Annotated in this window: 23 protein-coding genes and 1 tRNA gene; 19 read left to right on the forward strand and 5 right to left on the reverse strand. The window is 64.5% G+C overall.

Annotated elements, in window-relative coordinates; genetic code table 11:
• Window positions 1-104 precede the first annotated feature (104 nt).
• The 3 genes from ppa to SPHN_RS13190 form a co-directional block, all read right to left on the reverse strand.
• On the reverse strand, window positions 105-683 hold the full coding sequence (gene ppa, locus SPHN_RS13180) for an inorganic diphosphatase (RefSeq protein WP_248523985.1): 579 nt from the start codon (window positions 681-683) through the stop codon (window positions 105-107).
• A gap of 74 nt (window positions 684-757) precedes the next feature.
• The gene (locus tag SPHN_RS13185; RefSeq protein WP_248523987.1) at window positions 758-2,671 is read right to left on the reverse strand and encodes a M61 family metallopeptidase; all 1,914 of its coding nucleotides are present in this window, start codon (window positions 2,669-2,671) and stop codon (window positions 758-760) included.
• 135 nt (window positions 2,672-2,806) lie between these two features.
• Window positions 2,807-3,742 carry a DUF808 domain-containing protein gene (locus SPHN_RS13190; protein WP_248523989.1) on the reverse strand — a complete coding sequence of 312 codons (936 nt, stop codon included), beginning with the start codon at window positions 3,740-3,742 and terminating at the stop codon, window positions 2,807-2,809.
• Window positions 3,743-3,890: 148 nt separating this feature from the next.
• Here SPHN_RS13190 and SPHN_RS13195 point away from each other — a divergent pair, with 148 nt between their 5' ends.
• From SPHN_RS13195 to SPHN_RS13210, 4 genes are all read left to right on the forward strand, one after another.
• Window positions 3,891-4,901 (forward strand): adenosine deaminase, encoded by a 1,011-nt coding sequence (locus tag SPHN_RS13195; protein WP_248523991.1) that lies wholly within the window; start codon window positions 3,891-3,893, stop codon window positions 4,899-4,901.
• Complete coding sequence (locus SPHN_RS13200) at window positions 4,901-5,875, forward strand: bile acid:sodium symporter family protein (protein WP_432715095.1); 975 nt, start codon at window positions 4,901-4,903, stop codon at window positions 5,873-5,875. The genes SPHN_RS13195 and SPHN_RS13200 overlap by 1 nt, the downstream gene beginning before the upstream one ends.
• Before the next feature lie 88 nt (window positions 5,876-5,963).
• Entirely contained in the window at window positions 5,964-8,123 is a 2,160-nt protein-coding gene (locus tag SPHN_RS13205; protein WP_248523995.1) for a histidine kinase dimerization/phosphoacceptor domain -containing protein, read from the forward strand.
• Between the two features lie 119 nt (window positions 8,124-8,242).
• The gene (locus tag SPHN_RS13210) at window positions 8,243-9,433 is read left to right on the forward strand and encodes an MFS transporter (RefSeq protein WP_248523997.1); all 1,191 of its coding nucleotides are present in this window, start codon (window positions 8,243-8,245) and stop codon (window positions 9,431-9,433) included.
• A 288-nt stretch (window positions 9,434-9,721) separates the two neighbouring features.
• Here the strand turns inward: SPHN_RS13210 and SPHN_RS13215 are convergent, their stop codons facing one another.
• On the reverse strand, window positions 9,722-11,053 hold the full coding sequence (locus SPHN_RS13215) for an MFS transporter (RefSeq protein WP_248523999.1): 1,332 nt from the start codon (window positions 11,051-11,053) through the stop codon (window positions 9,722-9,724).
• 185 nt (window positions 11,054-11,238) lie between these two features.
• On the opposite strand from SPHN_RS13215, the gene SPHN_RS13220 reads away from it, so the two are divergent.
• The 11 genes from SPHN_RS13220 (at window position 11,239) to SPHN_RS13270 (ending at window position 21,680) form a co-directional block, all read left to right on the forward strand.
• Window positions 11,239-12,492: a COX aromatic rich motif-containing protein gene (locus SPHN_RS13220; protein ID WP_432715091.1), complete on the forward strand. Its 1,254-nt coding sequence runs from the start codon at window positions 11,239-11,241 to the stop codon at window positions 12,490-12,492.
• 9 nt (window positions 12,493-12,501) lie between these two features.
• Complete coding sequence (cyoB, locus tag SPHN_RS13225; RefSeq protein WP_248524000.1) at window positions 12,502-14,502, forward strand: cytochrome o ubiquinol oxidase subunit I; 2,001 nt, start codon at window positions 12,502-12,504, stop codon at window positions 14,500-14,502.
• Between the two features lie 4 nt (window positions 14,503-14,506).
• On the forward strand, window positions 14,507-15,145 hold the full coding sequence (gene cyoC / locus SPHN_RS13230) for a cytochrome o ubiquinol oxidase subunit III (protein WP_248524002.1): 639 nt from the start codon (window positions 14,507-14,509) through the stop codon (window positions 15,143-15,145).
• The gene (gene cyoD / locus SPHN_RS13235; protein ID WP_187503676.1) at window positions 15,142-15,528 is read left to right on the forward strand and encodes a cytochrome o ubiquinol oxidase subunit IV; all 387 of its coding nucleotides are present in this window, start codon (window positions 15,142-15,144) and stop codon (window positions 15,526-15,528) included. The genes cyoC and cyoD overlap by 4 nt, the downstream gene beginning before the upstream one ends.
• A complete protein-coding gene (locus tag SPHN_RS13240) occupies window positions 15,528-16,244 on the forward strand; it encodes an SURF1 family protein (protein WP_248524004.1) in 717 nt (238 codons plus the stop codon). Before cyoD ends, SPHN_RS13240 begins: the two co-directional genes overlap by 1 nt.
• Window positions 16,241-17,554, forward strand: coding sequence for an ATP-binding protein (locus SPHN_RS13245; protein ID WP_248524006.1), 1,314 nt, complete (start codon window positions 16,241-16,243; stop codon window positions 17,552-17,554). The genes SPHN_RS13240 and SPHN_RS13245 overlap by 4 nt, the downstream gene beginning before the upstream one ends.
• A gap of 10 nt (window positions 17,555-17,564) precedes the next feature.
• A complete protein-coding gene (locus SPHN_RS13250) occupies window positions 17,565-18,098 on the forward strand; it encodes a response regulator transcription factor (RefSeq protein WP_187503679.1) in 534 nt (177 codons plus the stop codon).
• A gap of 36 nt (window positions 18,099-18,134) precedes the next feature.
• Complete coding sequence (locus SPHN_RS13255; RefSeq protein ID WP_248524008.1) at window positions 18,135-19,193, forward strand: spore photoproduct lyase family protein; 1,059 nt, start codon at window positions 18,135-18,137, stop codon at window positions 19,191-19,193.
• A 76-nt stretch (window positions 19,194-19,269) separates the two neighbouring features.
• Window positions 19,270-20,064 (forward strand): DODA-type extradiol aromatic ring-opening family dioxygenase, encoded by a 795-nt coding sequence (locus tag SPHN_RS13260; RefSeq protein WP_248524009.1) that lies wholly within the window; start codon window positions 19,270-19,272, stop codon window positions 20,062-20,064.
• A 187-nt stretch (window positions 20,065-20,251) separates the two neighbouring features.
• The gene (locus SPHN_RS13265; protein WP_248524011.1) at window positions 20,252-20,824 is read left to right on the forward strand and encodes an NADPH-dependent FMN reductase; all 573 of its coding nucleotides are present in this window, start codon (window positions 20,252-20,254) and stop codon (window positions 20,822-20,824) included.
• 1 nt (window position 20,825) lies between these two features.
• Complete coding sequence (locus tag SPHN_RS13270; RefSeq protein ID WP_248524013.1) at window positions 20,826-21,680, forward strand: pirin family protein; 855 nt, start codon at window positions 20,826-20,828, stop codon at window positions 21,678-21,680.
• Here the strand turns inward: SPHN_RS13270 and SPHN_RS13275 are convergent.
• A complete protein-coding gene (locus SPHN_RS13275; RefSeq protein WP_248524015.1) occupies window positions 21,677-22,534 on the reverse strand; it encodes a peptidylprolyl isomerase in 858 nt (285 codons plus the stop codon). The two genes, SPHN_RS13270 and SPHN_RS13275, sit on opposite strands and share 4 nt — an antisense overlap.
• 88 nt (window positions 22,535-22,622) lie before the next feature.
• On the opposite strand from SPHN_RS13275, the gene SPHN_RS13280 reads away from it, so the two are divergent.
• The 4 genes from SPHN_RS13280 to SPHN_RS13295 all read left to right on the forward strand — a co-directional run bounded on the left by SPHN_RS13280 (window position 22,623) and on the right by SPHN_RS13295 (window position 25,543).
• Window positions 22,623-22,713: transfer RNA gene (locus tag SPHN_RS13280), tRNA-Ser, on the forward strand.
• 566 nt (window positions 22,714-23,279) lie between these two features.
• Window positions 23,280-24,596 (forward strand): site-specific DNA-methyltransferase, encoded by a 1,317-nt coding sequence (locus tag SPHN_RS13285; RefSeq protein WP_248524017.1) that lies wholly within the window; start codon window positions 23,280-23,282, stop codon window positions 24,594-24,596.
• Window positions 24,589-25,035, forward strand: a complete 447-nt coding sequence (locus SPHN_RS13290) for a DUF5681 domain-containing protein (protein ID WP_248524020.1) — start codon at window positions 24,589-24,591, stop codon at window positions 25,033-25,035. The genes SPHN_RS13285 and SPHN_RS13290 overlap by 8 nt, the downstream gene beginning before the upstream one ends.
• On the forward strand, window positions 25,019-25,543 hold the full coding sequence (locus SPHN_RS13295; RefSeq protein WP_248524022.1) for a DUF5681 domain-containing protein: 525 nt from the start codon (window positions 25,019-25,021) through the stop codon (window positions 25,541-25,543). Before SPHN_RS13290 ends, SPHN_RS13295 begins: the two co-directional genes overlap by 17 nt.
• Window positions 25,544-25,736: the final 193 nt, after the last annotated feature.

Below are 25,736 nucleotides of genomic sequence, written 5' to 3' on the forward strand. Positions count from 1 at the left end.
GGAAACGAAGGTAACGACGGATGGTGCTCCGTTACTTCGACCTTTCCACTTGGACCCCGGCCTGCGCCGGGGAGGATTTGGGCAATAGACCGTCAGACGTCAGATCACCGCCCTGCGGCGTCGTCCGAGTTCATCGGCTCCTTGCCCTTCGCCTTCTCGGCCTCATAGCGCTCGATCGCCTCGACCGTGACGCGCTTGGCTTCCTCGGCGTCGCCCCACTTGCCGACGCGAACCCACTTCGTCTTCTCGAGGTCCTTATAATGCGTGAAGAAATGCTCGATCTGCTCGAACACGATCTCGGGCATGTCGCCGCGCTCGCCGATGTTGGCGTAATAGGGGAACACGGCGTCGACCGGCACGCAGACCAGCTTCTCGTCGCCGCCGGCTTCGTCCTCGAGGTTCAGCACCGCGATCGGACGGGCGCGAACGACGCAGCCCGGGATGAACGGCGAGCGCGCGATCACCAGCGCATCGAGCGGATCGCCGTCGGGGCTCAGCGTGTGCGGCACGAAGCCGTAGTTCGCAGGGTAGCGCATCGGCGTGTGGAGGATGCGATCGACGAACAGCGCGCCCGATGCCTTGTCGAACTCGTACTTCACCGGCTCGCCGCCGGTCGGCACTTCGATGATGACGTTGAGGTCTTCGGGCGGGTTCTTGCCGGTCGGGATGAGATCGATACGCATGGCGGTCCTTTCGAATATGACGGTGCCGGCGCTCTTCGTCTGGGAAGCGGCCGGCACCGGTAGATTTCAAAGGCTCAGCGCGGCATCAGCAGCCTGTCGAGCCCGCCGTCACCTGTACCGACCTTCTGGAGGCGCGGATAGCGCGGCCCGTCATGGTAATCGAGCGTGATATCCCGGAATCGGTCATTGTTCTTTACAGTAAGGCGGATCGGCAGCTTCGTTCCCTTCGCCGCGACGATCGCCGCCTTGAGCCGGTCGGACGAATAGGCCTCGCTGTTGACCGCCTCGATCTCGGTGCCGACGTCGAGCCCGGCCTTGAACGCCGGGCTGTCCCAGATCGACGAGGTCACGACGCCCTCCTTGTTGATCACCATGCCCAGCGAATAGCTGACATCGGTGCCGCGCGTCTTTTCCGCCTGCTTCAGATACGGGCTCTGCTCGGGTCCGTAGACCAGCTTGTAGCCGTTCATCGCGAAGCCGTTGATCGGCGCGGGCTTGCCCGTCTCGGTCAGGCGCGTGTTGAGGAACGTCGCCCAGTCATACGGGACGATGCCGTTGAGCGTCTTGGCGACGTCGGCGAAGGTGTAGGTGAGTTCGCCGTAATCGCCGTCGCGCACGCCGAAGAACGCCTTGGCGAAATCGTCGATCGACTTGGTCCCGCCGGATTTCTGGCGGAGCATCGCGTCGACCTCCATCCAGACCATCAGGCCCTCGTTGTAGTAATCCTCGGACCGCTGCCAGCTGGTCCAGCCCTTGGGCTTGCGCGCCGAGATCACTGGATCGTTGGTTGTGTCGATCAGCGGGCGCCACTGGCGGCCGGGTGCGGTGTCGTAGATGCCGAGGATCGAGGCATAGCCGTCGAGCGTGTCCTGCTTGCTAACCAGCCCCGAGCGCGCCTGCAGCACATAGCCCCAGAACTGCGTCTGGCCTTCATAGACCCACAACAGCGAATCGCGCATCGGCGTGCGGAAATCAGGGGTCCAAAGGTCGGCACCGCGCCTGAACTTGCCGTCCCAGCTATGCGTGAACTCATGCGGGAGCAGGTTGCGTGCGGCGGCGCCCGTGTCCCATTCGGTGAAATACCCCGGGCGGACGCCGTTCTCTGAGCTGCGATGATGCTCCAGCCCGATCCCGCCGAGCTGGTCGGTGATCGACAGCAGGAATTCGTAGCGGTCGTAATGCTGCGCGCCGAACGTCTTCACCGCCTGATCGACGAGCCGCTTGTGCGCGTCGATCTGCTCGGGCTTGGCCGCGAGCTGGTCGGGGCTGTCCGCGAACACGTTGAGGCCGACGCGGGGGCTGAGCGGCCAGATCTTCCCGTATTTGCCAGCGAGCGTCGGCGAATCGACGAGGATCTCGTAGTTGGTCTTGTCGTAGCTGTAGGTCGATCCCGACACCTTGGCCGGCACCGCGCCCGCCGCGGTCCAGCCCGCGGGATAGGTGGCCGTCATCTTGATCGGGATCTGACGCGTGAAATAGCCGGCCGGGTAGAGGCTGACGAGGTTCGGCTGGAGGCTGACCATCGTCGGCGTCATCACGATGCGGCCCTGGTCGCCCTTGGTCGCGGAGATGAACTGGAACTCGGCCACCAGGGTCTTCGCGCCGGTGGGCACGTCAATGTGGAAGGCGAACACGTCGACCGGATCGCGCGTCCAGGGCACGATCTTGCCGTTCGCGCGGATCACCAGGCCCGCGAGCTTCTCGATCTCGCCGCGCGGGGAATGCGCGCCGGGCAGCCACTTCGGATACAGCAGCGCCATCGGCCCCGCCTTGGCGACGGGAATGGTCTCCTTCACGCGGAAGATGCCGCGCTCGGTATCGGTCGCATCGACGTCGAGCAGCAGCGTGCCCGGATAGGGCGTGTCGACCGCGTCGGGGATGGTGTCGACGAACGGCACCGGCTGGGGTGCGGTGTTGCCTGCGGGAACCTGTGCGAAGGCAGGGACGGCAGACGCGAGCAGCGACGCGACGATAAGCTTACGGATCAAGGAAAGGCCTTCCGGCTGAGAGACGATGACCCGAGGTGTAATCGCGATAAAGGGCAGGCGTCCAGTCCTTTACCGGGCAGTCCTTTGCCGGCAGTCCTTCGCCGGTCGTGTCGTCGCCTCCGCCGGTGAACGGCGTCAGTGCGCCTTGGGTTTCTTCACCGCATGCAACGCCAACGCGATAGCACCGCCCAGGATCAGTCCGACGATGCCCGAGAAGAACGCGTTCACCGCCCAGTTCACCGCGCCCTTCGCTACCGGCACCGCAGCTGCCGCGCTCTCGGCGGTGTGGTGGATCCAGTGCGGGACCGTCGTCAGGCCGAATTCCTCGATCCCGTGGACGATGATCTGGCCACCGACCCACACCATCGCCGCCGTGCCGATCACCGACAGCGCCGACATGACGATCGGCATGCCCTTCACCAGCCCACGGCCGATTTTCTGCACGACCGGGCTGCTGCGCTGGGCGAGATGCAGTCCGATATCGTCCATCTTCACGATCAGCGCGACCGCGCCATAGACCATGATCGTGATGACGATGCCGACCAGCGCGAGCACGATCGCCTGCTCCCAGATCGGCTTGGTCGCGACGTCGGACAGCGCGATGACCATGATCTCGGCCGACAGGATGAAATCGGTGCGGATCGCGCCCGAAACCTTCTGGGCCTCGAGCGTCTTGGCATCGACCGGCTCGGCGACGACCTCCTCGGCATGCCCACCGCCGAACGCCTCGAGGATCTTCTCCGCGCCCTCGAAGCACAGATACGTCCCGCCCAGCATCAGCAGCGGCGTCAGCAACCACGGCGCGAACGCGCTCAATGCCAGCGCCGCGGGCAGGATGAACAGCAGCTTGTTGCGGAACGAGCCGAGCGCGATCTTGCCGATCATCGGCAGTTCGCGCTTGGGCTCGAACCCGACCATGTAGCGCGGCGTCACCGCGGCATCGTCGACCACCACGCCGATCGCCTTGCTGCCGGCCTTGCTGGTCGCCGCGCCGATGTCGTCTAGGCTGGCAGCGGCGAGCTTGGTAATCCCGGCAATGTCGTCGAGCAGTGCGACCAGTCCTGAGGCCATCGATGGTGTCCTTCGCGTGGGTATCGGCGTTCGGTAACGTGACAGGCGGTAACGTGACAGGATTGTCATGCAACGCCTTTCGCACTTGCGGTAGTGCGTGGCGCGCGGAATGGTTGCAGCCGCCCCGCCTAAAGCGACAGGATTAGCCATGAACGACGACTTCATCACGAACCTGCCAAAGGCGGAACTCCACCTTCATATCGAGGGCAGCCTGGAGCCCGAACTCATGTTCGCGCTGGCCGAGCGCAACAAGGTCGCCATCCCGTTCAAGAGCGTCGAGGACGTCCGCGCGGCGTACAGCTTCACCAATCTCCAGACCTTCCTCGACATCTATTATGCGGGCGCCGCAGTGCTCCAGACCGAGGAGGACTTCCGCGATCTCGCGGTCGCCTATTTCGACCGGGTCGCGCAGGACGGTGTCGTTCATGCCGAGATCTTCTTCGATCCGCAGACGCATACGCACCGCGGTATCCCGTTCGACGTCGTCGCGCGCGGGTTGTTCGCGGGGATCGACGAGGCGCAGGAAAAGCACGGCATGTCGGTCGGCCTGATCATGAGTTTCCTGCGCCATCTCGACGAGGAAGACGCGTTCAAGACCTTCGCCCAAGCCGAACCCTGGCTCGACCAGTTCATCGGCGTCGGGCTCGATTCGTCCGAAGTCGGCCATCCGCCGTCGAAGTTCGCGCGTGTGTTCGCGGCGTCGGCGGATGCCGGGCTGATGCTGTGCGCGCATGCCGGCGAGGAGGGCCCGCCCGCCTATATCCACGAGGCGCTCGACATCCTCCAGGTGGACAGGATCGACCACGGCAACCGCGCGCTGGAGGATCCGGCGCTGGTCGCCCGGCTGGCCCGCGATGCAATGACGCTGACGGTATGCCCGCTCTCGAACGTCGCCCTGCGGAACGTCGACACGCTGGAGAACCACCCGATCGACCGGATGCTCGACCTCGGTCTACGCGCGACGATCCATTCGGACGATCCCGCGTATTTCGGCGGCTATATCGGCGAGAATTTCCGCCAGACCGCGCGCGCCCGCAATCTCTCCCGCGAACAGGTCGTGACGCTGGCGCGCAACAGCTTCCTCGGCAGTTTCCTCGACGACGAGGCGCTCAGCGGTCACCTCGCGACGCTCGATGCCTATGTGAAAGCGCATCCGTGATCGGACGTTTCCTGTCGGTTTTCGAGCCGTTCATCCTGATGCTGCTCGGCACGGTCGTGCTTGCGAGCCTGTTGCCGGCGCGCGGCGAGATGGCGACGGTCGTCGGCTATGCGGCGGATATCGGCATCGTCCTGCTGTTCTTCCTGCACGGCGCGAAACTGTCGCGCGAGGCGATCCTGTCGGGCCTGCGCAACTGGAAGCTGCACCTCGCGGTGCTCGCGGTGACGTTCGTCGCCTTCCCGCTGTTCGGCCTCGGGCTCAGCGCGCTGCCGTTCGTCAACGGCCCGCTCGCTGCCGGGCTGCTGTTCCTGACCTTGCTCCCCTCGACCGTGCAGTCGTCGATCGCCTTCACCGCGATCGCGCGCGGCAACGTCGCGGCGGCGGTGTGCAGCGCGTCGTTCTCGAACCTGCTCGGCATCCTCGTCACGCCCGCCCTGGTCGCGCTGCTGATGGAGACGTCGGGCAGCGGCGGGATCTCGATCGACAGCATCGAGGCGATCGTGCTGCAATTGCTCGTTCCGTTCGTCGCCGGGCATCTGCTCCGGCCATGGATCGGCGCGTGGGTTACGCGGCGCAAGGCTTTGCTGACGGTGGTCGATCGCGGCTCGATCCTGCTGGTCGTCTACAGCGCCTTTGGGGCTGCTGTGGTCGAGGGTCTGTGGACCAAATTGTCGCTCGGCGACCTGATCCTGATCGGCCTGCTGTGCGCCGCGCTGCTCGCGTTCGTGCTCGCGCTCACCTTCGCGGTCGCGCGGTTGATGAAGCTCCCCCGCGAAGACGCGATCGTGCTCCAGTTTTGTGGCTCCAAGAAGAGCCTGGCGTCGGGCGTGCCGATGGCCGGCGTGCTCTTTCCACCCGCGCAGGTCGGCGTGATCCTGTTGCCTGTCATGCTGTTCCACCAGTTGCAGCTGATCGCCTGCGCAGTGATCGCCCGGCGCTATGCCGAGTCCGCCCCGCCGATCTCGCCCCACTGATCGCGATCAGCACCATTGTCGTCACGGTATTTGCTTTGTTCCGCGGACCATTGCAAAGCATGCGCTCCGCTATGGAGGGCCCTGGCCCATGACTGCGCTGACCGACACCGACACGGCCGCGCTCGATCAGGCGCAAACTCAGGACAGCGGGTTGAATCTGACCGCGTGCGATCGCGAGGCGATCCATATTCCCGGCGCGATCCAGCCGCATGGCCTGTTGCTGGTCGCCGACGCGGAGTCGTTGACGGTCGTCGCCGGTGCCGGCGATATCGAAGGTCGGCTGGCAGCGGACTGGCTTGGCGCGGATCTGTCGCAGCTGATCGATCAGGACGTGCGGGCCGACGACGTGCAGCAAGGTGGTCTGGTCGGCGAGTCGGTAAACGGTGTTGCCGGACGCTTCGAAGTGACGATCCATCGCAGCGGTGCCTATGTGCTCGCCGAACTCGAACCGGTCGAGGCCGCGCCGATGACCGCCGCGCAGATGCTCGGGCGGCTCAACCCGATGATCACGATGTTCGAGCGCGCGACCGATCTGAACGCACTCTGCGCCCGCGCCGCGATCGCGTTCCGCCAGCTTACCGGATTCGACCGGGTGATGGTCTATCGCTTCCTCGACGACGACGCCGGCCGGGTAATGGCGGAGGACAAGGCGGCGGGGCTCGGCACCTTCCTTAACCATCATTTCCCCGCATCGGACATCCCGAAGCAGGCGCGCGCGCTGTACGTCCGCAATCGCACGCGGACGATCCCGAGGATCGACTATGCGCCCGCGGTGTTGCGCCCGGCCGGGTTCGAGACGCTCGATCTCAGCGACGTGACGGTCCGCAGCGTCTCGCCGATCCATCTACGCTATCTCGCGAACATGGGGGTGGCGGCATCGGCGTCGATCTCGATCGTCAAGGACGGGCTGTTGTGGGGCCTGATCGCCTGCCATCACCGGACGCCGCGCAGGCTGAACCCCGACATCCGTGCCGCGTCGGCGACGCTGGCAAGCGGTCTGGCGCGCCAGATCCGCGCGAAGGAAGAGGCCGAGATCTACCGCGAACGGCTCCGGCTGCGCGGTGCCGAGGACGCGGTGATTCCCAAGCTCGCGGCCGAACCCGCCCCGCGCAGCATCATCGTGACGCTGCGCGACGATCTGCGGCGGATGCTCGACGGCGACGGGTTCGCGTTCGTGCAGGGGACGATCGTCGACACCGACGGGGTCTGCCCGGCGCATGACGAGATCCGCGACCTTGCCGCCTGGGTTTGCGCACGCAGCGGGATCGAGCCGCTTGCCACGCATGAGCTGCCGTCGCTGCTGCCGCGTGCGGACGCCTATCGTGCCTGTGCCAGCGGCGTGCTCGCGATGCCGCTGATCGACGATGGCGCGATCCTGTTCTGGTTCCGCGCCGAACAGGCCGAGGAGGTCGAGTGGGCGGGCAATCCGCACAAGGCGGTGTCGCTCGATCCGACCGCGGTACTGACCCCGCGCACGTCGTTCGACTCGTGGACGCAGGCCGTGTCCGGACGCTCGCGTCGCTGGACGCTGGAAGAGATCGAGGCCGCACACCGCCTGCGCCGCGCGTTCCACGACGCCCATGTCAACCAGCGGCTCCGGCTCCTCAACGCCGATCTTCAGCGGACGCTTGCCGACAAGGACGTGTTGATCGCGCAGAAGGACGTCCTGATGAAGGAGGTCAATCACCGCGTTCAGAACAGCCTCCAGCTGGTCGCCGCGTTCCTGTCGCTCCAGGCGAAGGCCTCCGAGGATGCCAAGGTGAAGGAGCATCTCGCCGAAGCGCAGGCGCGGCTGTCGGCGGTCGCGCTGGTCCATCGCCGCCTGTACCGCGACGATCAGGTCGAGACGGTCGATCTGTCGCGCTACCTCGAGGAACTCGCCGGCGACATGAAGGCCTCGCTCGGTGCGGAGTGGGCGGCGCAGATGCGACTCGATCTCGCACCGATCCTGGTCCCGACCGATCGTGCGGTGAATATCGGGCTGGTGCTGACCGAACTGGTCATCAACGCCAGCAAATACGCGTATGGCGGGCAGCCCGGCCCGATCCTGATCGCGCTCGAACAGCATCGCAATCGCCTCCGCCTGATCGTCGCCGACGAGGGTTCGGGCAAGGTCGGTACGCGTGAGGGATTCGGCAGCCGGATGATGAAGGCTGTTGTTGCCGGGCTCTCGGGCTCGCTCGAGCATGATGACAACATGCCGGGGCTGCGGGTGATCATGACCGCTCCGATCGAGGACCCTGTCTAGACGACGGACATTTGGTCGGAAGGGGCAAGGGTAGCGGCGAACCCAGGCTTTGGCGCGGCTGAGATTTGGTCGGGTACCGACGGCTTGAAGCCTTATGCTGCACCTGCGAAATGAACCGCATGATCGACAGCGCCCACTCCGTTTCTACCCCGCCGCCCGTCAATGCACGGCTGGCACTTCTTGCGTTGGCCGTCGGCGGGTTCGCGATCGGCACCACAGAATTCGCCGCGATGAGCCTGCTGCCGCAGTTCGCGCGGGGGCTCGGGATCGACGAGCCGACCGCGGGGCATGTCATCAGCGCCTATGCGCTCGGTGTCGTCGTCGGCGCGCCGACCATCGCGGTGCTCGCGGCAAAGATCGAGCGGCGGACGTTGCTGATCGGGTTGATGACGTTTCTCGGGCTCGCCAACGGGCTGTCCGCGATGGCGCCGACCTATCATCTCATGCTGCTCTGTCGGTTTCTCAGCGGCCTGCCGCACGGCGCGTATTTCGGGATCGGGTCGCTGGTCGCGGCCTCGATGGTGCCGCGCGAGAAGCGGTCGCGGGCGGTGTCGCGGATGATGCTCGGGCTGACGGTCGCGACGATCGCGGGGGTGCCGCTCGCCAACGGGATCGGCCAGTGGTTCGGCTGGCGCTGGGGCTTCGGGATCGTCGCGATCATCGCCGCGGCGACGGTGGTGATGCTGTTCAAGTTCGCGCCGGTTCTGCGGCCTGCGAAGGATGCCAGCCCGCTGGGCGAGCTCGCGGCACTGCGCAACGGGCAGGTCTGGCTGACGCTGGCGATCGGGGCGGTCGGGTTCGGCGGAATTTTCTGCGTCTACACCTACCTTGCCTCGACACTGACCGACGTCACCGGCGTGTCGTCCGCCTTCACCCCCGTAGCGTTCGCGCTGTTCGGCGTCGGCCTGACGATCGGCACGCTGGTTTGCGCCAAGGCCGCGGACGTCGCACTGATGCCGGCGGCGGGAATCACGCTGTTGTTCGGGGCAGGGGCGCTCGCGCTCTACGCGCCAGCCACGCCGCACCTCTGGGCGATGTTGCCGGTGGTGGTGCTGATCGGTTGCGGCGGAGGCCTGTCGACGATCCTCCAGACCCGGCTGATGGATATCGCGGAAGAGGCGCAGACGCTGGCCGCCGCGCTCAACCACTCCGCGTTCAACACCGCGAACGCGCTCGGGCCTTGGCTTGGCGGACTGGCGATCGCGGGTGGGTATGGGCTGCCGTCGACCGGCTGGGTCGGGACGGCGCTGGCGCTCGGCGGGTTTGCGATCTGGGCGCTGTCGTGGACGCTGGATCGTCGGCGGGCCTGACTGCCCTCACCGTCATTCCAGCGTTCGCCGGCTGACCGTCATCCCAGCGAAAGCTGGGATCTCCCCCCTTCCGGGTCGCGGCGTCCGCCAACAGAAATACCCCAGCTTTCGCTGGGGTGACGGTTGTGGCTGTGCCTGAAGATATGCCAATCGCAACCACCCCGGCGAAGGCCGGGGCCCAATTGGCGAGGCCATGGTAACGGGGTGCTGTGCTCAGTTAGCACGGTTCCCCTCTACCACCCCGGCCTGCGCCGGGGTGGTAGAGGGGAAGGCTAGTCGCGCCAAACCTCACCGCGCGATGTCCCGCTTCGCCAGCTGCTTGTTCAGACCCAGCGCGATCAGCGTGAACACCGCGCCCGAGAACAGATACGCGCCGCTCGCCGCCAGCCCCAGCTTGCTCGTCAGTAGCAGCGCCGCCAGCGGGGCGAAGCCCGCACCGAACAGCCAGGCGAGATCGGTCGTCAGCGCCGAGCCCGTGTAGCGATGCTGCGGCGACAGGCTCGACGCGATCGCGCCCGAGGACTGGCCGAACGACAGACCGAACAGCAGGAAGCCGATCCCCATGAACAGGCGCTCGCCGGTCTCTCCGCCGTCGAGCAGCGACGGTGCTGCGATCGCGAACAGCGCGATCAGCACCGCGATCGTCCCCAGCATCGTGCGACGGCCGAACCGGTCCGCGAGAAGCCCCGAGACCAGCATCGCGCCGATCCCGATCACCGCGCCGATCACCTCGACCACCAGGAAGCGCGCCGGTGCCTCACGCGTGAACAGCACGACCCACGACAGCGGGAACACCGTCACCATATGGAACAGCGCGAAGCTGGCGAGCGGCACGAACGAGCCGAGCCAGATCGCCTTCCACTGCGACTGCACGGTCTCGACCACCGGTGCCGGCTCGAGCTCGCGCTTGGCATACATCTCTTCGAATTCTGGCGTCACGACCAGGCGAAGGCGGGCGAACAGCGCGACGACGTTGATCGCGAACGCCACGAAGAACGGATAGCGCCAGCCCCAGGCGAAGAAATCCTCGGTCGGCAGCGCGGCCACGAAGAATGCGAACAGCCCGCTGGCGACCAGCAGTCCGATCGGCGCGCCCAGCTGCGGCAGCATCGCATACCAGCCGCGATGCTTCTCCGGCGAGTTGAGCGACAGCAGCGAGGCGAGGCCGTCCCAGGCGCCGCCGAGCGCGATGCCTTGGCCGATCCGGAGCAACGCAAGGATCGCGACCGACCAGTTGCCGACCGAGTCGTAGCTGGGGATGAACCCCATCGCGACGGTCGAGGTGCCCAGCAGGAACAGCGACATCGTCAACTTGACGCTGCGGCCATAGGCGCGATCGACCGCGATGAAGATGATCGAGCCGATCGGGCGGGCGATGAACGCCAGCGCGAACACCGCGAACGAATAGAGCGTGCCCTGCAACCGGTCGACATACGGGAACACCAGGGTCGGGAACACCAGCACCGAGGCGATCGCGTAGACGAAGAAGTCGAAGAATTCCGAGGTGCGGCCGATCACCACGCCGATCGCGATCACGCCAGGCGTGACGTGCTCGCCGTCGCTGTGGATACTGCGAGCGTCGGCTTCGAAGCTCGTCTCGGGAATTGTGTTTGCACTCATTCTTCAACTCGCTCTTCAGGGCGCGGACCCGATGATACCCCGGTGATACGCCGTTCCGGCGGATGCGGGCAGGGGTAATCTATGCTATCCCTGATACCGATAAAGCCATGCCGATGTTGCAGTGCAGCGCCCATTGGACAAATTGTCCACTGTAGTGCGGCGCAATCGAGGCGTAGGGGGACCGCATGACCGTCGTGACACAGCTTTCCCGTACCAAAATCTCGGCTCGAAAATGGTTGGTTGCCATGCCCTTGGCATTGCTCACCAGCGGTTGCGACTGGGTCGTGATGTCGCCTGCTGGCGATATCGCAGTGCAGCAGCGAGACCTCGTGCTGATCGCGACCGGGCTGATGCTGCTGATCATCGTTCCGGTGATCTTTTTGACCCTGTTCTTCGCGTTCCGCTATCGCCAAGCGAACACGGCCGCCAAGTACGAGCCCAACTGGGATCACTCGGTCGGCCTCGAGCTGCTGATCTGGGGTGTGCCGCTGCTGATCATCATCGCGCTCGGCGCGCTGACCTGGACCAGCACGCATCTGCTCGATCCGTATCGTCCGCTCGGCCGGATCAAGCCGGATACGCCGACGCTCGCGAACAATGTGCCGGTGGGCAACCTGGTCGACAAGCAGCAACTCGCCAACGGCGTCGGCAAGCCGCTCGAGGTGCAGGTCGTCGCGCTCGATTGGAAGTGGCTGTTCATCTATCCGGAATACGGGATCGCCACGGTCAACGAACTGGCCGCGCCGGTCGATCGCCCGATCCGCTTCCAGATGACCTCGTCGTCGGTGATGAACGCGTTCTACATCCCTGCGCTCGCCGGCATGATCTATACGATGCCCGGCATGCAGACGACGCTGAACGCAGTCATCAACAAGCCCGGCAATTACGAGGGCTTCTCGTCCAACTATAGCGGCGCAGGCTTTTCGGGCATGCGCTTCCGCTTCCACGGCGTCAGCGACGCGGGCTTCGATGCCTGGATCAACCAGGTCAAGCAGCGTGGCGGTGGTTTGAACCGTGCGAGCTATCTCCAGCTGGAGAAGCCGAGCGAGAAGGTCCCGGTCCGCTATTACAATGCGGTCGCGCCGGACATGTTCAAGCTGGTCGTCGAACAGTGCGTACAGCCCGGCAAGGTCTGCATGTCGCAGATGATGCACGGCGGCAAAGGCGGGGGGGACTCGCATGCCGGCATGGCGATGCCGGGCGTCAATGGCGGCAAGGGTCCGCAGGCTTCGTCCGAGCGGGTCGAAGGCGCCCTGCTGAAGGACGCCGACGAAAAGGGTAGCGGCCAGCATTGGACCGCGCCCGCCGACATAAAACAGGACGGCGCGAACAATGCGCCCGGATCGGTATCGAACCGCAATCACACGATGTTGATGCCCAAGAAGAATGGGTTGTCCCCCTCCACCATGCCGGGCACGCGCCCCGTCGCGAACGGCTAGAGAACCATCATGAACGACACTCTGTTGAAGACAATCTTCGGCCGCCTGACCCTGGAGTCGCTGCCGCTGCACGAACCGATCGTCGTCGCCACCTTTGCGATGGTGGCGATCGGTGGCGCAGGCCTCGTCGCGGCACTGACCTATTTCAAGGTCTGGGGCTATCTGTGGAACCAGTGGTTCACCAGCGTCGATCACAAGAAGATCGGCATCATGTACATCATCCTGGCGATCGTCATGCTGCTGCGCGGGTTCTCCGACGCGATCATGATGCGCGCGCAGCAGGCGATGGCGTTCAACGGGTCCGAAGGGTACCTGACCGCGCATCACTACGACCAGGTCTTCACCGCGCACGGCGTGATCATGATCTTCTTCGTGGCGATGCCGCTGGTCACGGGCCTGATGAACTATGTCGTCCCGCTCCAGATCGGTGCGCGCGACGTGTCGTTCCCGTTCCTCAACAATTTCAGCTTCTGGATGACCGCGGCGGGTGCCGTGATCGTCATGATGTCGCTGTTCATCGGTGAGTTCGCGCGGACCGGCTGGCTCGCGATGCCGCCCCTCTCAGGGTTGGCGTACTCGCCGGACGTCGGTGTCGATTACTATATCTGGGCGTTGCAGATCGCCGGCATCGGAACCTTGCTGTCCGGCGTCAATCTGGTCGCGACCATCGTCAAGATGCGCGCGCCCGGCATGACCATGATGAAGATGCCGATCTTCACCTGGACGTCGCTCTGCACCAACATCCTGATCGTCGCCGCCTTCCCGGTGCTGACCGCGGTTCTCGCGATGCTGTCGCTCGACCGTTACATCGGCACCGCGTTCTTCACGAACGACTCGGGCGGCAACCCGATGATGTACGTCAACCTGATCTGGATCTGGGGTCACCCGGAGGTCTACATCCTGGTCCTGCCGGCGTTCGGCATCTTCTCGGAAGTCACCTCGACCTTCTCGGGCAAGCGCCTCTTCGGCTATAGCTCGATGGTCTATGCGACGCTCGTCATCACGATCCTCGCCTATCTCGTCTGGCTGCACCACTTCTTCACGATGGGGTCGGGCGCGAGCGTGAACTCGTTCTTCGGCATCACCACGATGATCATCTCGATCCCGACCGGGGCCAAGATCTTCAACTGGCTGTTCACGATGTACAAGGGGCGGATCCGGTTCGAACTGCCGATGATGTGGACGATCGCCTTCATGGTGACCTTCACGATCGGCGGCATGACCGGCGTCCTGCTCGCCGTACCGCCTGCCGACTTCGTGCTCCACAACTCGCTGTTCCTGGTCGCGCATTTCCATAACGTGATCATCGGCGGGACGCTGTTCGGCATGTTCGCGGGCATCAACTACTGGTTTCCGAAGGCGTTCGGCTTCAAGCTGAACGAGACGTGGGGCAAGATCTCGTTCTGGTGCTGGGTCGTGGGCTTCTACTTCGCCTTCATGCCGCTCTACGTGCTCGGCCTGATGGGCGTGACCCGCCGGATGCGCTATTTCGACGATCCGAACCTGCAGATCTGGTTCGTCATCGCCGCCTTTGGTGCAGCGCTGATCGCCGCCGGTATCGGTGCCTTCCTGATGCAGATCTTCGTCAGCATCCGGAACCGCGAGAAGCTTGCCGACCTCACGGGCGATCCGTGGAACGGCCGCACGCTTGAGTGGGCGACCTCGTCGCCGCCGCCGGAGTATAACTTCGCGTTCACGCCGATCGTCCACGACCTGGACGCCTGGTACGACATGAAGGAGCGCAAGGCGGTCCGTCCGGTCAGTGGCTTCAAGTCGATCCACATGCCTAGCGGCACCGGCACGGGCGTCGTGCTCGCCGGCCTCAGCGTGGCGTTCGGGTTTGCGATGATCTGGTACGTCTGGTGGCTCGCAGGGCTGGCGCTCGCCGGCATCTTCGGCACCACCATTTTCCACACCTTCAACTACAAGCGCGACTATCACATCCCGGTCGAGGACGTGATCGCCAGCGAGGACGCGCGCACCCGCCAGCTCGCGATCCAGGGAGCCTGACGCGATGTCCGCAATACCGATGAAGGACGGTCTGAACGAGACCAAACCGGTCTCGTTCTATGACCTAGACGAGCACGAGCATCCCGATGGCGGCAGCACGATGCTGGGCTTCTGGATGTACCTGATGAGCGATTGCCTCATCTTCGCGGTGCTGTTCGCGGCGTACGCCGTGCTCGGCAACAGCTATGCCGGCGGCCCCAGCCCGAAGGAGATCTTCGAGCTGCCGCTGGTGGCGGTAAACACCGCGATGCTGCTGTTCTCGTCGATCACCTACGGCTTCGCGATGCTGTCGATGGAGGAGGGCCGCCAGCGCGTCATGCAGATGTGGCTGGTCTTCACCGGTCTGTTCGGCCTCGCGTTCCTGTCGATCGAAATGTACGAGTTCGCCACCCTCATCCATGAGGGTGCGGGCCCGACCCGTAGCGCGTTCCTGTCGTCGTTCTTCACGCTGGTCGGCACGCACGGCCTTCACGTCACGATGGGCCTGATCTGGCTCGTCACGCTGATGGTCCAGGTCCAGAAGCACGGTCTGATCGCCGCCAACAAGCGTCGCCTGATGTGCCTCAGCATGTTCTGGCATTTCCTCGACGTCATCTGGATCGGCGTCTTCACCTTCGTCTATCTGATGGGCACCCTACGATGAGCGACACCCACGCGCACGACGCACACGCGGACCATGGCGATCACGGCCATGGCGATCACGCCTCGCACGGCACCCGCGGCAGCTACATCAAGGGGTTCTTCCTCTCGGTCATCCTGACCGCGATCCCGTTCTGGATCGTCATGACCGACGCGTTCAAGGATCCGTCGACCGCAGCCCTCGTCGTGATGGTGTTCGCGGTCGCGCAGATCGTCGTCCACATGATCTACTTCCTGCACATGAGCGGCAAGTCGGAGGGCGGCTGGACGATGATGGCGCTGATCTTCACGATCATCCTGGTCGTCATCACGCTCAGCGGATCGATCTGGGTGATGTACCACATGAACACGAACATGATGCCGATGCAGGCCGCGGCAGACATGTGATGAAGACGCGACCGGGCCCTGCCGTCTATGTCGCAGGCCTGGTCGCGCTGCTGCTGTTCGCCGGGTTCATGGCGCTCGGCATCTGGCAGGTCGAGCGCCGCGCCTGGAAGCTCAACCTGATCGAACAGGTCGCGGCCCGCGCGCATGCCGTGCCGGTCGCGCCACCAGGCCCCGCTTCCTGGGGCGCGATCACCGCCACCACCGACGCCTATCGCCGCATCCGGCTCGACGGCGTTCTCGACAATACCCGTGAGACGCTGGTGCGCGCCGCTACCGCGCTCGGCAGCGGCTATTGGGTCGTCACGCCCTTGCGGACGCGCGAGGGCTTCACCGTCCTGGTCAACCGCGGCTATGTCTCGCCCGAGCAGCGCGTTGCGCATGCCAAGCCGACCGGCCAGGTCACGATCACCGGCTATCTCCGCATCACCGAGCCCAACGGCGGCTTCCTCCGCAGCAACGATCCCGCGACCGACAAATGGTATTCGCGTGATGTCGCCGCGATCGCCAAGGCCCGAGGTCTCTCGAACGTCGCGCCTTATTTCGTCGATGCGGACAAATCCGGCGCGGGCGCCCCGGTCGGCGGCCTGACGATCATCGCCTTCCCGAACAATCACCTCGTCTACATGCTCACCTGGTTCGCGCTTGCCGCAATGACCATCGTCGCGTTCGTCGTGTTCGTTCGCCAGGATGCACGCAAGCGGCGAGAGGAGGCATGACCTCCGCAGGCGCACGCCAGGGCTGGCAACGCTGGCTCGCCCTTGCCACCGCGCGCACCGACGCGACCGGCAACGCCAACATGCGTCAGCTCGTGACGCTGCGCTGGATCGCGGTCGCCGGCCAGTTCGTCACGATATTGTTCGCGCGGTTCGGTCTCGGCTTCGACCTCCCGCTCGTCCCGATGATGGCCGCGCTCGCCGCCGCGGTCGGCCTCAACATCGCCAGCATGCCGCTCTATGGCTGGCGCAAGGGTGCGAACATCCAGCTCCTGTTGGCGCTGCTGTTCGACGTCGGCCTGCTCACCACGCAGCTCTATCTGGCGGGTGGTGCGACCAACCCGTTCATTTCGCTTTACCTGCTCCACGTTGTGCTCGGCGCAGTGCTGCTCGATCGCTGGTCGAGCTGGGCGATCGTCGTCGTCACCGCCGCCTGCTTCGGCCTGCTCACGCTCTATTATCACCCGCTGATCCTGCCTCCAGACTACAGCGGCGAGTATTTCCTGCTCTACACGATCGGCTCGCTGCTTTGCTTCATGCTGATCGCGACGCTGCTGATGCTCTTCATGGCCCGCATCACCGGCAATTTGCGCGCCCGCGATACGCGCCTAGCCGACCTGCGCCAGCAGGCCGCGGAGGAGGACCACATCGTCCGCATGGGCCTATTGGCTTCCGGCGCCGCGCACGAACTCGGCACGCCATTGGCATCGATCGCCGTGATCCTCGCCGACTGGCGCCGCATGCCGACCCTCGCGCATGACGCCGACCTCCAGGCCGAGATCGTCGAGATGCAGTCCGAGGTCCAGCGCTGCAAGGCGATCGTTACTGGGATCCTGCTATCCGCCGGCGAAGCGCGCGGCGAAGCGCCCGAGATCATGCCGCTCCACCAGTTCCTCGACGCGATCGTCGACGAATGGCGCGCCGTTCACCCCTCGGTCGATTTCGACTACACCACGCGAGTCGGCGACGATCCGCAGGTCGTCTCCGACCCCGCGCTCAAACAGGTGATCGCCAACGTGCTCGACAACGCCGCCGAAGCCTCGCCGCACTGGGTCGCATTCCGCGGTGAACGCAGCGATGGCGACCTCGCCCTGATCGTCCGCGACCGCGGCCCCGGCTTCAGCGCCGAGCGGCTCGCAAGCTTCGGCAAACCCTATCAGTCGAGCAAGCGCGAACCCGGCCACGGCCTCGGCCTGTTCCTCGCGGTCAACGTCATGCGCAAGCTCGGCGGCGGCGTGTCCGTCGTGAACTGCGACGACGGCGGCGCGGAAGTCACGATCAGCATGCCTCTCTCGGCGATCGCGCTCTCATGAGGACTACGGCATGAGCGAACCCGCCCTGCTCGCGATCGTCGAGGACGACGAGACATTCGCCCGCACGCTTCGCCGCTCGTTCGAACGCCGCGGCTACGAAGTGATGCAGGCCGCCAGCCACGAGGAGCTCGTCGAGCAACTCGCGGAGCGCACGCCGCGCTATGCGGTGGTCGACCTGAAGCTCGGCGGCGCGTCGGGCCTCGTCTGCGTCCAGACGCTCCACGCGCATGATCCCGACATCATCGTCGTCGTCCTCACCGGCTTCGCCAGCATCGCCACCGCGGTCGAGGCGATCAAGCTCGGCGCCTCCCACTATCTCGTAAAACCCTCGAACACCGACGACATCGAAGCTGCGTTCGATCGCACCGATGGCGTCGTCGACACCGAACTGTCCGAACGCCCGACCTCGATCAAGACGCTCGAATGGGAGCGGATCCACACCACGCTCGCCGAAACCGACTTCAACATCTCCGAGACCGCGCGCCGCCTCGGCATGCACCGCCGCACGCTCGCGCGGAAACTCGAGAAGCGTCCCGTCAAATAACGGCAACGCATCGGCGATGGCCAGCGTTGTTCCCCGATGCGCTTCCAAAAACTCTGGCAACCCCGCCGCCTGCTGGCGACCCCATCCGCGCTGACCTGGGAACACGGTGCCGAGATTGCCGCGCGTGCAACTGCCCTCGGCGTACCGGTCACAACGCTGCCGAGCGACCGCATCAAACTCGACTTCCCCGACGATTCCCGCCGCGCCTATGCCGAAGCCAAGGCCACGCTGGCGCTGGTCGTCGCGCCGCCGTCGAAGCGCAAGCTCCAGCCAATCGCCCCCAGCGCGGACTGGCGGATCGACCTCGCCGAGGGCTGCCCCGCGCATTGCGGCTATTGCTACCTCGCCGGCTCGCTCAAAGGCCCGCCGATCACGCGAGTCTACGCGAACCTGCCTGAGATCCTCGCAGAACTTCCCGCGCATCTCGGGCAGGGTACCGTCACGTCGCGCTCGACCGCCCGCGCGCACGAGGGCACGACGTTCGAGGCCTCCTGCTACACCGACCCGCTCGGCATCGAGCACGTCACCGGATCGCTGTCCGCGCTGATCGCGCATTTCGGCGCGTGGGAAGCGGACGTGCAACTCCGCTTCACAACGAAGTTCGACGCGGTAGAGCCACTGTTGGCGCTCGATCACCGCGGCCGCACCCGCATGCGCGCCTCTATCAACCCCACCGCCTATGCACGCTTCGAAGGCGGCACGAGCCCCGTCGCCGCGCGACTGGTGGCGCTGCGCAGAATGGCGGACGCCGGCTACAAGATAGGCCTGACCGTCGCCCCGATCATCGCCGCCGAAGGCTGGCGCGAAGCATATGGCGACTTGCTGGCGGAGGCGGGCAGGATGCTCGCCGACGTGCCCGACGTGACGATCGAGCTGATAACCCACCGCTACACCCCCGGATCGAAGGCGGTGCTCGAAACCTGGTACCCCGGCTCGTCACTCGACCTCAGCATGGCCAACCGCACCGAGAAACGCACAAAGTTCGGCTCCGTAAAATACGTCTACGACGCCGAAACGATGCGCGCGCTCCGCAGCTTCTTCCAGGACGAGATCGCCGCCAAGCTCCCGCAGGCCCGTATCCTCTACTGGACATGACCGCCACGCCAACCGGCAACGCAGCGTTGCCATTCGCGGCCTTCCGATCGTCCCCGCCCCCGCCTACCTCCAGACCATGACAAACACCCGCCAGCCAAGCCTCTTCATCCCGCACGGTGGCGGGCCCTGTTTCTTCATGGACGACCCGGCGGGCAATTGGACCGGCATGGCCGCGTACCTCCGATCGATCGCCGCCTCGCTGCCCGAAAAGCCCAAGGCGATCCTGGTCGTATCCGGCCACTGGGAAACGCGCGGCTTCGCCTTCACCGGTGCTGCCACCCCGCCGCTGATCTACGACTACGGCGGCTTCCCCCAGCACACCTACGAACTGCGCTACGACGCCCCCGGCGATCCCGCGCTGGCAGCCCGCGCCGCCGATCTGCTCCGTGGCGCCGGAATGACCGCGACCATCGATCCCACGCGCGGCCTCGGTCACGGCGTCTTTATACCGATGAAGGTCGCATTCCCCGACGCCGATATCCCAGTCGTCGAAATGTCGGTCGACCGCGATCTCGACCCGGCGCTGCACGCCACCGCCGGCCGCGCACTCGCCCCGCTGCGCGACGAAGGCGTCCTGATCGTCGGTTCGGGCATGAGCTTCCACAACATGCGTGGTTACGGCGATCCCCGCTTCACCGCGCCGTCCGAAGCCTTCGACCAATGGCTCACCGCCGCGGTCGAGTCCGACCCAACCGCCCGAGCGGCAGCGCTAGCCGACTGGGCCGAAGCCCCCGCCGGCCGCCTCTCGCATCCCCGCGAAGAGCATCTCCTACCACTGATGGTCGCCGCCGGTGCCTCCGACCAGCCCGGCGCACACGTCTACGGGGAGCGCGTCCTGCAAACCGCAATCTCCGGCTACCGCTTCAACTGATGAGGTCAGGCGGCCATCGGCGCTTCACGATCCTCCCCCGCCAGGGGGAGGTGGCGCCGAAGGTGACGGAGGGGGAGGACACGGCACAGCGGTTTCTCTTACCCCCCCCCTCCGTCTGGCAAGCGCCAGCCACCTCCCCCTGGCGGGGGAGGATCCATTCATCGTTCAATACGCTAAAGGAATTCCCATGGCTCTTCCCGTCCTGCTCGCTATCTCCGGCAGCCTGCGCCGCGGCTCGTACAACACCGCGATTCTGACCACGCTAGGCGATGCGATCACCGACAAGGCAGCGCTGAAAATCTTCCCGCTGAACGACGTGCCGCTCTACGATCAGGACGCCGACACCGACACGCCCCCCGCCGCGGTCGCAGCCCTGCGCGCGGCGATCGGCGCGGCCGACGGGATCGTCATCGCCTCCCCCGAATATAATCACGGCATCTGCGGCGTCCTGAAGAACGCGCTCGACTGGGCCTCGCGCCCGCACGGCAAGGCGACGCTCACGGGGAAGCCGGTGTTCACGCTCACCTCGTCGCCCGGCGCAGTCGGCGGCGCGCGTGCGCACGCGCAACTCAACGAGACGCTGGCCTCGATCGGCGCCCGCACCGTCCTGCGTCCCCAAGCCGTCGTCGGCGCGGTGCACGAGAAGATCGCCGATGCTCGCCTGACCGACCAGCGCACGCTCGACTTCCTGGTCGGCGGCGTGGACGACCTGCTCGCCGACATCGCCCGCCCCACCACTGCCGACCGCGAGGCGTCCTGACATGCGGCGGGTCCTCAACCAGTATCCGGCGCAGCGCGACGACATCGCCGATCTCGTCACCCGCCGCCCGCTACCGGGGCCGGGCCTGCCGCAGGTCGATCCGTTCCTGTTCCTCAACCATCACGGCCCGCAGACCTATCGCCCCGGCAACACCGGCCTGCCGTTCGGCCCGCACCCGCACCGCGGGTTCGAGACCGTCAGCTTCATCCTGAAGGGCGAGATGGCGCATCTCGACAGCGGCGGCCACGAAAGCGTCATCCGCGCCGGCGGCGTCCAGTGGATGACCGCCGGCTCGGGCCTGATCCACGCGGAAATCTCGCCAACGTCGTTCAAGCGCGACGGCGGTCCGCTGGAGATCCTGCAACTCTGGGTCAACCTCCCCGGCCGGCTCAAAATGGCCAAGCCCGCCTATACCGGCCTCCAGCGCGAGGACATTCCCGCGGTACCGGTCGACGGCGGCGTAGTGAACCTGATCTCGGGCGGCTTCGAAGACCAGCGCGGCCCGATCGAATCGCTGACGAACGTAGCGATGATGACCGTCGAACTCGAAGCCGGCGCGGAGGTCGACCTGCCGGCGCCAAGCGGCCGCGCAGTCTTCTTCTACGTCGTCGCTGGCTCGCCATCGGCCAACGGCACGCCGATCAAGCCGCATCACCTCGCCACTTTCGGCAACGATGGCAACACGATCACAGTGACGACCGAAGCCCCCGCGACGATCCTGTACGGTCATGCCGACCCGATCAACGAACCCGTCGTCTCGCACGGACCCTTCGTCATGAATACCCGCGAGGAGATCGTGCGCGCGATCGAGGATTATAATGCCGGTCTGTTCGGCAAGCCCCCGGTCGTGAGCTAAGGCGTTTGGCGCACCGGCGGCAGCGCGGCACAGATATCCGCGCCACCCGCCGACACCGTGAAAAACGGCCCCGACCGGTTCTCGCGCGATGCGATCCAGGCGACGAACCGCGGATTATCCGTCGCGCGATACTGGAAGTGCGGTCGCGCGGCCGCCGGCAGGTCGCTCGCCAGCCGCGCAGACACGATCGGACTCCGTTCGCCCTCGGTCTTGTAGAAGCCGAGATCGCCGGTCCCACGCGGCAAGGACGATAGCCACTCGATCCCGTCGATCACCCGCCCGACGACCGCGATGTTGCGATCAAGCGCACGCGGCGAGTGGCCGATCACGGTGTAGAGTTCCGCCCCGCTCCCGGTACTCGGTGCCAGATCGCGCGCGACCCCCACCATGCCATAGCAATGCGGCAGCCACTCGGTCGCGCCATTGGCTGTGAGCGGCCACCCGTCACGGCTATATCCCGCCCATTCGGCATAAGGATCACGCAGCGACAGCCGTGCGACGGTGGTCGGGCCGGCATGCGAATACTCCGCCGGCGGGTTGGCGACGACGCCCGCGGCGAGCGGTTTCTTCTCCGTCGCATCGCCCCATTGCGCGACGTAATTGTCCTGCACCCGGTACACGCTCGTCCCGACATCCCACCAGTGCGCAGCGGCGAGCTTGCGGATGTTGGCGACGTGCACGGGCGCATAGCGCGGCGCCAGCCGAACCGTGACGCGGTGGCCATTGGCGAGCGTGAACACGAGCAGTTCGTCATCCGGCACCGCCACCCAATCAGCCGGCAAAGGATCGGACGGCAGCGTCGCGGCGGCGGGAACTACCTGCGCAAACGCGGCAGCGATCAGCAAATTCATCATGAACGCAGACTGCCCGACCCCGTCTGCACACGCAATCGCTTGCACGCACGCGAAACCCGCACTAGCAGACCCCCTTCCAGAGCAATGCGGAGCGGTGGCCGAGTGGTCGAAGGCGCTCGCCTGGAAAGTGAGTATACGTCAAAAGCGTATCGTGGGTTCGAATCCCACCCGCTCCGCCACCTGGTCTCAGCGCTACCTCTCAAAAGCACGAGCGACCTCGAAAGCCGCGCAGAACTGCGTGGTTTCGCGACGCGGTCGTACTGGGAGACTGTCGCCGAAAGACAAAACCAAGGCTTTCCGAGGCCATTTCTCCGCGCCAAAGGCAGGCAGTACCGTTTGAGGATTTTCCCGTTTCAGCGGGAAAATACTGGGGCGAACGCAATCTGCATCGTCGATAAGTAGCCCCGGTAGTCCGGATCCATCCGGTTTCAGTAGGTTTTTGAGAGGGAATTCGGGTCAACAGCCACGGGAATTAACTACCGCAATCTGCACCTTTGCGATCACTTGACGGGTAGTCGGGGCGGAGGCATGACGGTGAGGCACGGAGCCAATGGCCCGAACATGTCGGTCGACCGAACCGGTCGTTAAGAGGCAATGCCCTCGAGATGTCATAGCGGTTAGCGCAACGCGATAGCCGTCACTGCGGAAACATCGTTGGCCATCCAGCTCGCTCGTTTGTGCAGCGACGGATGCGCCATCTCACCTATCTGGCGGGCTTCGACCCGCCTTGGCGACGAGACACGCAATGACAAAGCAACTCGAATATAAAGTTCATCTCCGCCCCCCCGGCGAACTAAAGGCGCGCAGCGACAATCCGCGCGTTCATAGTAAGAAGCAAGTCCAAGCGATCATGACCTCCATGAGACAGTTTGGGGTAACTCATCCGGTGCTTATCGATGATCAAGACCAGATCGTGGCAGGTCACGGCCGCGTTGAGGCAGCATTGGCACTAGGGCTGGCCACCATACCGGTAATCTGTCTGCATCATCTCACAAAGGCCGAACTGAAGGCTTTCATGATCGCCGACAATCGTACAGCCGAGCTGGCTACGTGGGATCGCGAGCTCCTGGCAAAGAGCTTTGCAGAGATCGAAGTGCTCGACAATGAGCTGGACCTTTCGGTGACCGGCTTTGACGTTGAAGAAGTCGACCTTTTGGCTGATTACAGATCGACCAAAAAGCCGAAGCTGGAAGCCGAAATCCCGGCTTTGCGCGAACGGGCGGTGTCTCGCGAGGGAGACCTCTGGATTATAGGAGATCGCCACCGGTTGCTTTGCGGTGACGCCACCATCGCAGCCTCGTATGTAACGCTACTTGGAGATGATCGCATCGACATGGTGATCACTGATCCGCCTTGGAACTGCCCGATCCAAGGACATGTCAGCGGACTTGGGAAAAACAAGCACCGGGAGTTCGTCGCTGCATCTGGCGAAATGACGCGGGAAGAGTTTAAGCGCTTTCTTGAAGCATTCATGTTCCAGCTGGAGCGGGTCAGTCGGTCGGGCTCGCTACACTATGTTTTCTGCGATTGGCGCATCCTCGGAGACGTACTTTCAGTGGGCGAGGCGGTCTATGATCGCCTCGTCAATCTGGCTGTTTGGGCCAAGACCAACGCGGGGATGGGCTCTTTTATGAGGAGCCAGCATGAACTTGTAGCTATCTACAAGAAAGGCCGTCGCGCTCACATCAACAACGTCAATCTCGGCGTCGATGGACGTCATCGCAGCAACGTCTGGACTTTCGCGGGCGCAAACAGCTTCGGTCACGGTCGAGATGACGCGTTAGCGATGCATCCCACGGTCAAACCCGTTCTCATGATCGCCGAAGCGGTTAAAGATGCGAGCCACCGCGGTGATCTCATACTTGACCCGTTCGGTGGATCAGGAACTACCTTGATGGCCTGCCAGGACACGGGACGGCGCGCGCGTCTAATGGAACTAGACCCACTCTATGTGGATGTGATCATCTCCCGCGCGGGTCGGGAAGGGATGACAGCCGTTCTAGAAACTACCGGCCAAACCTTTAACGAGGTTCGCGGCGACCGGGAGGTGCAGCATGGCTGACGATCCTGAGAAACCTGTCGGATACGGCAATCCGCCAAAACACAGCCAGTTTCGCAAGGGCTGTCCTCAACCCAAGCGACGCACGAAGGCGAGCGGGGCGATTGATGTGTACGCCTTGATCAACGCGCCGGTAACGGTCGGGGAGGGTAATGCCGCCTACAAGATGCACCCGCACGAGCTCGCTCTTCGTAAACTCGCAAGCGATGCGATTAAGGGCAACATGCGGGCCATTGAGCTGCTGATCAACGAGTTCATCCGCTACGACATCATCACGGCGCAGGTGACAGGGGCCGAGTGGCGTGTGCGAATATACCGCCCTATCGACTATGACCCCGACAAGTGGGATCAGAACTTAAAGCTCTATGGCCCGCCTCCCTGGCCCTTGGAACATGACGGTCTTTGTCGGATACAGGAGCTTCGCGATGCAGCCCGAGGATGACGGTTTCATCGAAGACGACTTTACTGACGCTTATGAGGAGGAACTAATAGAACGGCCGCGGGGGGTCAGGTTCGGTGAGGGCCAGCCGATCAATCGCCTTGGTCGGCCACGCGGTTCTCCCAATCAGCGCACAATGGCAAAGCGTGTCGCCATGCAGCGTCACAAGGTCACCATCGACGGTAAATCGTGCCGAAAATCGACCCTCGAGCTAGTATTGTTAAGCTTGAGAAAGAAAGCTGCTCAAGGTGATGTAAAGGCGTTTAAGCTTCAACGATCCCTATTGCAAAAACTTGCTCCCCGGCAGGAGGGGCGTTCTGCGGTCTTGATTTTACCAGCAAAGCTAACTTGCGATGAGTGGGAGGCGGTCTATGATTCAAGCTTTCCCAACGAAGATGTTGCCGAACGTTTTCCCTACTTGATGCGCGAGCGTAAGGCTCACCAGCAATACACAGCTGACATCGATCGTGAATTACGGGAATCACAGGCGGTAGATAGATCAAAAAAATAAAAAGCCGGTATGGTGGTAGAATAAATGGCCCGCTGAGACGCCTTAAAAGACACCCGCAAAGGATGATGAACCGCCCCGGGTCTGCCGGAGGCCTTGGGTTGTGAGTCACGCCGCCATATCGATGTTGTCTGCGGCAGCATAATATTGGTGTTCGGCTTCGGCAGGCGGGATGTTGCCGATAGGCTCGAGCAGC

Origin of the sequence: Sphingomonas faeni, from assembly GCF_023195535.1 — a bacterium.
In the GTDB taxonomy this organism is placed as follows: Bacteria; Pseudomonadota; Alphaproteobacteria; order Sphingomonadales; family Sphingomonadaceae; genus Sphingomonas; species Sphingomonas faeni_B.